The organism is Streptomyces sp. NPDC044003, from assembly GCF_056435185.1.
This window is the reverse complement of sequence record NZ_JBWKFA010000031.1, coordinates 1-1,199: the sequence shown is the minus strand read 5'-3', so window position 1 is coordinate 1,199 and position 1,199 is coordinate 1. Positions and strand designations below refer to the sequence as shown.

Annotated in this window: 1 protein-coding gene; it reads right to left on the bottom strand. The window is 70.5% G+C overall.

From position 1 onward, the window contains the following. Window positions 1-121 precede the first annotated feature (121 nt). Window positions 122-1,199: IS701 family transposase (locus AC07AW_RS41230; RefSeq protein ID WP_478820599.1), on the bottom strand; the 1,078-nt coding region annotated here is incomplete at its 5' end.

Below are 1,199 nucleotides of genomic sequence, written 5' to 3'. Positions count from 1 at the left end.
CTAGTAGTGCTTTGTTAGGTGGTGTCGTAGGGCTGCCATGGGACGGTCTGTCGGCAGGTGGGGCAGGTGCCGGTCCAGGTGGCGATGAGGTGCTGGAGAAGGTCCAGGGCCTGGTAGAGGGTCAGGCCCTGGCAGGGACTTTTGGGTGTCTCCGCTGTTCGGTCACGAACAGGTGGGCGGCGGTGACGAGGGTGACGTGCCGGTGCCAGCCGGCGAACGAACGGCCCTCGAAGTGGTCCAGGCCCAGGGCGGTCTTCAGCTCGCGGTAGTCGTGCTCGATCCGCCACCGGGCTTTGGCCAGACGGACCAGATCCTTGGCGGGGATGTCGGCGGGCAGGTTCGAGATCCAGTACCGCACCGGTTCGCCCTCGCCCTCGGCCCATTGGGCGATCAGCCAGGACAACCCGATCGTGCCGTCGGCGGCCGGTTTCGGGCGACGGCCCGCGAGACGGACGCGCAGGAACACGAAATGCGAGCTCATCGCCGCCTTCGATCCCTTGCGCCAGGTCACGGTCCGACCGCGGCCGCGACCCGCGGCCAGTACGTGCTCGCGCAATGACACGGGCCGGGTGCGGTAGCGGGGCAGCGGCCTGGGGCCGAGCCCGCCGTATTCGGGCTGGTGCGGCACCGCGTCCTGGCCGTGGGCGGTCATCTCGCCCTTGACCTGCAGCACCCAGGCCAGGCCGCGTTCGTCCAGGCCGTGGCGGAAGTCGGCATTCGCGCCATAGCCGGTGTCCGCGACCAGGACGGCGGGCCGCAGCCCGGAGCCGGCGAGTTCGTCGAGCATGTCCAGGGCGAGCTGCCACTTGGGACGGTGGCACTCGTCGTCGGGGATCCGGCAGGCCCGCCTGCGGGCCTGGGCGTCGGGACCGTCCCAGGCGGCGGGCAGGAACAGGCGCCAGGACAACGGGCACGAAGCCTCCTCGGAGGCGGCGTGGACGCTGACGCCGATCTGGCAGTTGCCGACCTTGCCCAGGGTGCCCGAATACTGCCGGGCCACCCCGGGCGAGGAATGGCCGTCCTTGGGGAAGCCGGTGTCGTCCACCACCCACACCTGCGGCCGGACGACGCCCACCGCCCGCCACGCCAGACGGGCCCGCACGTCCCTGACCTGCCACGTCGAGGTCGTCATGAACTGCTGCAACTGCTGGTGATCGACACCGAGCCGTTCAGCCATCGGCTGCATCGACTTCCTGCGG